This is a genomic window from Arthrobacter pascens, from assembly GCF_017052465.1.
Lineage (GTDB): Bacteria > Actinomycetota > Actinomycetes > Actinomycetales > Micrococcaceae > Arthrobacter > Arthrobacter pascens.
In genome coordinates this window covers 42,322-48,569 of the sequence record NZ_JAFHKT010000104.1, presented here as the reverse complement: position 1 = coordinate 48,569, position 6,248 = coordinate 42,322, and the positions used below count along the sequence as shown (strand labels likewise).

The following is a 6,248-nucleotide window of genomic DNA, read 5'->3' as shown; positions in this document are numbered from 1 at the left end:
CTCGGGATCCAGGTTATTCATGAGCATGCGCAGCGGGGCTTCCGTCTGCCAGGACTTGGCGGTGAGCTCGGTGCCGCGGGCCGCTTTGACCGGGCGGGCACCGGTAGTGAAATCGGCGGGTGCCATGAGGGGCTCCTTCGTTGGTTTTGCAGACCAGTGCGGTCTGCGTTGGTGTAGGGGGACGGGATGCTCGGACTCAACTGCCGATCCCGTCCGTTTGAAGTGCTGATCTAAGTAGGCTGGATTTTCTCTCCCCGGGGTAGGGGAACGTGTGGGTTCTTGTCCGGTATCGCGGACAGGGCTGGCGCGGCTTAAACGAAGGCGGCGACGCCCGTGATGGCTCGCCCGGCCACCAAGGTGTTGATTTCGTAGGTGCCTTCGTAGGTGTAGATTGCTTCGGCGTCGCAGAAGATTTTCGCCATCTCGTAGTCAGTGACGATGCCGTTGCCGCCAAGGATGCTGCGGCCGAGCGCGACCGTTTCGCGCATGCGCTTGGTGGCGAAAGCCTTCGCCATGGCGGAATGTTCGTTCTTGGACTCGCCGGCGTCTTCGAGCTGCGCGAGCCGGACCATCATCCCCATGGAGCTCATCGAGTTGCTGAGCATGGTGACGAGCTGTTCCTGGACCAACTGGAACGCTGCCAGCGGTTTGCCGAACTGGTGGCGCTCTACGGCATATTTGCGTGCAACGTCGAAGGCGGCCATTTGGAGGCCGACAGCCTGCCAGCCGACGGTTGCCCGTGTGGACTTGAGGACTTTGTTGGTATCCCGGAAGCTGTTGGCGCCCGCGAGGCGGAACTCATCGGAAATGCGCAGATCTGTGAGCTTGATATCGGCGTTCTGAACGCTGCGCAGGGAAATCCTGTTTTGGATGAGCGTGGCGGAGAATCCCGGTGTCTTTGTGTCGACCAGGAAGCCCTTGACCTGCTCGTCCTCGATGTCCTTGGCCCAGATGATCACGTAGTCAGAGAACGTCGAGTTGCCGATCCACCGCTTTTCTCCGTTGAGAACCCATTTATCTTCTTCCCTGACCGCGGTCGTGCGGGTTCCGCCGGCCACGTCTGAACCGGCCAGCGGTTCAGTGATGGCGAACACGCCTGTTTTCTTGAGAGCGTAGATGTCCGGCAACCATGCCGCTTTCTGCTCTTCCGAGGCCAACAGTTCGATCGAACCGGTGAACAAGCCATCCTGTCCGCTCATGAAGGTTCCCACTGACGCGTCGGCGCGGTGGATTTCTGCGGTGAGAAGGCCGGCAAAGAGATGCGAGTGGCCCTGTCTGCGGACAGGGCTGATGATGTCCAGTGCGGCGATCTTCGGGATCAGCTCCATCGGAAATTCGCTGCGGTTCCAGTAGTCGGTGGCGATGGGACGCACCTCGGCGTCAAGCCACCTCCTGACTTCGTGCAGCCGTTCGCGTTCGTGAGACGGAAGGAGGCCTTCGAAGTCGAAGAAGTCCCCTGTCGGGTATGGCAGGTCAGTTGTTTGGGTACTGGGCTGGCTCAAGGTGGCCTCCGGATGTGTCAGGGATTAGGGAAGAAGTTTCCAGGCCTCCCGGCTCCGGACTCTTCCGTCGGCGGCGCGGGGGCATGGATCGAAGCTATCCGAAGCTCCGCATCAGAAATGAGCTGAATCACAGTTTTGCCCCCATTGTCCGAAACCCCGGACGAAACGTCGCGGCTTTCGGGTGATGCCGCTCACAGCCCGTGCTCAGATTGAATCAAAGGTTGGGGGACCTCCATACGGTCGTCAAAGTGAGGAATAGCATGCAGGCCACAACAAAAACGGGATCAGCGCCACGCGTTGAGCGCCGCTCCATCGACTTCGTCCCGGAAAACGAACGTCACGGTTCCCCGGCACAGCAGTTCACGCTGTGGTTCGGAGCGAACATGCAGATCACTGCCATCGTCGACGGCGCCCTCGCGGTGTTGTTCGGAGCAGACGCCCTGTGGGCGATCATCGGTTTGCTGATCGGCAACCTTCTTGGCGGTGCTGTCATGGCGCTGCATGCGGCCCAGGGCCCCAAGCTCGGGCTTCCGCAGATGATTTCCAGTCGGGCCCAGTTCGGCATTCTCGGTGCCGTTATTCCGCTGGTGCTGGTCATCATCATGTACCTCGGATTCGCTGCCACAGGTACGGTGCTGGCCGGCCAGGCTGTGGACGAGATCCTGCACACCGGCACGCCGGCTGTGGGCATGGTCATCTTTGGTGCGCTGACTATCCTCGTCGCGACGCTGGGCTACAAGTACATTCACATGCTGGGGCGCATCGCCACGATCGTCGGCGTGCTCGGCTTCACTTACCTCGGCATCCGGCTGTTCACCAGCCAGGACGTAGGAGCCCTCCTGGGATCCGGGAATTTCGAATTCCCCACGTTTTTGCTCGCCATCTCCCTCAGCGCCGGATGGCAGCTGACCTACGGACCGTACGTGGCCGACTACTCCCGCTACCTTCCTTCCAACACCCCGGCCCGCAAGACGTTCCAGGCGTCCTACTTCGGCACGGTGCTCGGCTCCCAATGGTCCATGACCCTCGGTGCTCTCTTCGCCGCCCTTGCTCTGCCGAAGGGGGAGAGGTTCCTGGACGGTCAGGTCGCCTTCCTCGGGGAAATGAGCGGCGGCGGGTTGATTGCCGTGGTCATCTACCTGGTTATCGTGATTGGAAAGCTTACGGTGAACACGCTGAACGCCTACGGCGGATACATGACCATGCTGACCTCGGTCACGGCGTTCACCCGCAAAACCGGTGTAGCGACCTGGACCCGGTTCGCCTACGTCGTCGGCTTCATTGGGCTGTCCGTGCTCATCGCCGTTCTGGCATCGCCGGACTTCATTGCCAACTTCAAAAACTTCGTGCTGCTGCTGCTCATGGTTTTCATCCCCTGGAGTTCCATCAACCTCGTCGACTACTACCTGATCTCTAAGGAAAAAGTCGACATCCCGGCCCTGTACGACCTGAACGGCCGGTACGGGCGTTGGAACAAGACGGCCCTGATCACCTATGCGGTGGGCATCCTGGTGCAGATTCCGTTCTTGGCCCAAGCCCTTTACACAGGGCCCATGACTAAGCTCCTGGGCGGGGCTGACGTCTCCTGGCTCGTGGGGCTGGTGGTCACAGCCCTGGTGTTCTACCCGCTGGCCAAGAGGAACTCCAATGCACCATCCCACATGATTTACCCGGCTGAAACCGGTACTGAAGCACTACAACAAGTGGCGAACCCCGCGCCCAGCAGCCCGGCCCTTTAGCCTGCCAGGGCGGGCCCTGAGACGCCTGCCCCTGAAAAACAGCACTGATACCGGATGAGTGTCCCGGCCACATACGTGGCCGGGACACTCATCCGTTAACCGGCAGTCACCCGCGAATGCCCAGCCTGCGCGATATCTCGCGGGCACAGCGGCTCACCTCGGGAATCCACTCGCGGGCCACGTCTTCAATTCGCATTGCCCGTTCCTCCGCCGTCTCGGCATCCTTGGCGCGGCGTGCACCTCCAGGAGGGAACGCCCGGTTGGAAACCGTCAACGTCACGCTTGCCACGGGATAACGCTCCCGGTCCAGGACCGCGACGGCAACGGAAGAGAAACCGACAGTGATCTCATCCTGTTCCCACGCGTAGCCCAAGGACCGCGCCCGCGACAGCAGGTCCTGCAGGGCCGGCAAGGACTGCGGCCCATTGTCATTGCGAACTGTGAAGGCCTCCGGACCGGGAAACAACGCAGCGACCTGGGCGGGATCCATTTGCGCCATCATCGCCCTGCCGCTGGCCGTCAGATGGGCCGGAAGCCTGACGCCGGTGTCGGTCACCAGAGGGCGCTGGCGGGGAGCGCGTTCTTCAATGACGTAAACGACGTCCCGGCCATGCATCACCGCAAGGTGGGCTGTGCGACGGGTCCGGCCCACCAGACGCGCGAGCGGGTGACGGGCAATGCGCTGAAGAGGGGCCTGCCGTGAATAGCCGGTCCCGAGTTCATGTGCCGTGACACCCAGCGCGTATTTTTGTTCCTCCGGAAGATGAACCAGAAACCCGTCATCAACCAAGGCCGCGATCAACTGATACGTCGTTGATCGAGGTAATCCCACGTCACGGGCGATGATCGAGGCGGCCACCGGGCCGGCCTGTTCGGCGACGTACCTGAGAACGGCGAGGACCTGGACGGCAGCGGGGGCTTTGGGACGCAGCAATGAGCTACTCATGATCCTAGAATACGCCCCATCGTGTCCGGCATACCGGACACGATGCAGGTGCTTCCCATCGCTCCCTGGGCTCTCCGGTGGTGGGATGGAAACAACAAAAAGGCCGCCGGAATACCTGCCGCAGCCGCCGACGATGAGGACCTCAAATGACCAACCAACCAACCCCCTCCGCAGCCGACAGGACCGCCGGCCAGGAGGAGAACCGGACACCTGCGGGTGCCCTCCAAGGAATCCGGGTCCTCGACCTGTCCAGGGTGCTGGCCGGGCCCTTCTGCGCCATGATCTTGGCTGACCTGGGAGCCGAGGTGATCAAAGTTGAAAGCCCCGACGGTGACGACTCACGTCACTTCGGCCCCACGGTGAACGGCGAATCAGGCTACTACCGCCTCTTCAACCGCAACAAGTACGGCATCACACTCAACTTGAAGGACGACAAGTGCCGGACCACGCTCCTGGACCTCGTCAAGAACGCCGACGTCGTCATCGAAAATTTCCGACCCGGAGTGATGGGCCGGCTCGGTATCGCTGCCAGCACCCTTCTTGAAGTCAATCCCCGACTCGTGGTGGTCAGCATCAGCGGTTTCGGGCAGGACAGTGCCCTCCGCAACGCCCCTGCCTACGACCTGATCGCGCAGGCAATGAGCGGACTGATGTCCGTGACAGGATGGCCGGGAGGCCAGCCGACGCGGGCGGGGGTCAGCCTTGGCGACCTCATCCCCGGGCTCTACGGCGCAACCGCCGCCCTGGCCGCACTACAAGAGCGCCATCTGACCGGACAAGGCCAGCACATCGACATTGCCATGCTCGACAGTCTGGTATCGATCCTGGAATCGGTCGGAATGCGTGCTCTGCACGGTGAGGAACCCACTGCCTGCGGCAATGATCACGCCATGTCCACACCCTTCAGCACCTACCGGACAAAGGATGGAACCGTGGCCATCGCCATAGCCGGTGACAGGCTCTTCCCTCGCCTTACCCAAGCCCTTGGACGGGAAGAATGGCTGATGGACGAAAGGTTCAGTGAACAGACGCGTCGGAACACGCACCCTGTCGAATTCCGGGCGGCCCTGGAAGATGCCCTCAGCACGCGCACCACCGAAGAGACAGTGTCGCTGCTTCAGGAGCACGAGGTACCCGTGTCCGAGGTCTACTCCGTTACGGACGCCCTCACCAATGACTATGCCCGCGCACGGGGACTCGTCGCAGTCGAGCCCGACGGGTTCGCCACTCTCGCCTCACCAATCCGGCTGACCGGTTCCGTGCAGCCCCGCCCAGCGCCCAAGCTGGGCGAGCACAACGACCGCATCAATGAGTGGCTCACATCATCATCGGCAGTCGCAGACCTGGCCTCGATCTGATCGACGAAACCAGGAGTTTGAAGGTCCGCGTCCCTTGAACGCCATCTTCATTACCTCCCTTGACCTTCACGCTGATGGCACGGTTTACAGTTGCCGAATGACTCCAGAAACAAAAGCCGCCGCGTCATATTCCCGCCGCCCTCCACGCCTGGTGGTCGTCCACGGCTACGGGGCCACCACGGAGAACCACTGGTTCCCGTGGCTGCAGCAACGGATGGCCTCGCAGGGCTGGGACGTCACGTTGGCGGATTTGCCGGACAGTGACGCACCGGCCGCGGGACCTTGGGCCGGGGCGGTGGAAGATGCGGTGGGCCAGGTTGACGGCCGCACCTATCTCATCGGGCACAGCCTGGGCTGCATTACCCTCCTGCGGCATCTGGCCGGACGCACAGATCCGTGGAGTCTGGGCGGGATCATCCTCGTTGCAGGATTCACCGGGAAACTCGAATCACTGCCGGAACTAGACCCATACCTCGAGGAGAACGTGGAACTGCAGGACCTGCCAGGCAGCATCCGGAACCGCCTGGTGATCCACTCCGATGACGACCCGCTGGTGCCGCCGTCCGCTTCGGCGTCCTTGGCCGACAGGCTCAAAGCGCCTGCTCTGGTGATTCCCGGGGCCAAGCACTTCCTGGACGTCGACGGCGTGACGGAGCTGCCGGAAGCGGCAGCGGCACTGGCCGGCTGGGCTTCCTAGCAGCCG

The 6,248-nt window shown here is 62.2% G+C and carries 7 protein-coding genes; 4 read left to right on the top strand and 3 right to left on the bottom strand.

Features of this window, described 5'->3' with window-relative positions:
• Together JYA52_RS02720 and JYA52_RS02715 are read right to left on the bottom strand one after the other, a co-directional pair.
• On the bottom strand, positions 1–126 hold a 126-nt coding region (locus JYA52_RS02720; RefSeq protein WP_205651616.1), incomplete at its 3' end, for a hypothetical protein.
• 185 nt (positions 127–311) lie between these two features.
• Positions 312–1,502 (bottom strand): acyl-CoA dehydrogenase family protein, encoded by a 1,191-nt coding sequence (locus tag JYA52_RS02715; protein ID WP_240459882.1) that lies wholly within the window; start codon positions 1,500–1,502, stop codon positions 312–314.
• A gap of 260 nt (positions 1,503–1,762) precedes the next feature.
• Here JYA52_RS02715 and JYA52_RS02710 point away from each other — a divergent pair, with 260 nt between their 5' ends.
• Complete coding sequence (locus tag JYA52_RS02710; protein WP_205651609.1) at positions 1,763–3,241, top strand: purine-cytosine permease family protein; 1,479 nt, start codon at positions 1,763–1,765, stop codon at positions 3,239–3,241.
• A 106-nt stretch (positions 3,242–3,347) separates the two neighbouring features.
• Here JYA52_RS02710 and JYA52_RS02705 read toward each other — a convergent pair whose 3' ends face one another.
• Complete coding sequence (locus tag JYA52_RS02705; RefSeq protein WP_205651608.1) at positions 3,348–4,187, bottom strand: IclR family transcriptional regulator; 840 nt, start codon at positions 4,185–4,187, stop codon at positions 3,348–3,350.
• Between the two features lie 21 nt (positions 4,188–4,208).
• Here JYA52_RS02705 and JYA52_RS22755 point away from each other — a divergent pair, with 21 nt between their 5' ends.
• The 3 genes from JYA52_RS22755 (at position 4,209) to JYA52_RS02695 (ending at position 6,242) form a co-directional block, all read left to right on the top strand.
• On the top strand, positions 4,209–4,337 hold the full coding sequence (locus JYA52_RS22755) for a hypothetical protein (protein ID WP_276208526.1): 129 nt from the start codon (positions 4,209–4,211) through the stop codon (positions 4,335–4,337).
• A complete protein-coding gene (locus JYA52_RS02700) occupies positions 4,334–5,545 on the top strand; it encodes a CaiB/BaiF CoA transferase family protein (protein ID WP_205651607.1) in 1,212 nt (403 codons plus the stop codon). The genes JYA52_RS22755 and JYA52_RS02700 overlap by 4 nt, the downstream gene beginning before the upstream one ends.
• Positions 5,546–5,642: 97 nt before the next feature.
• Positions 5,643–6,242 (top strand): RBBP9/YdeN family alpha/beta hydrolase, encoded by a 600-nt coding sequence (locus JYA52_RS02695; protein ID WP_205651606.1) that lies wholly within the window; start codon positions 5,643–5,645, stop codon positions 6,240–6,242.
• Positions 6,243–6,248 lie beyond the last annotated feature (6 nt).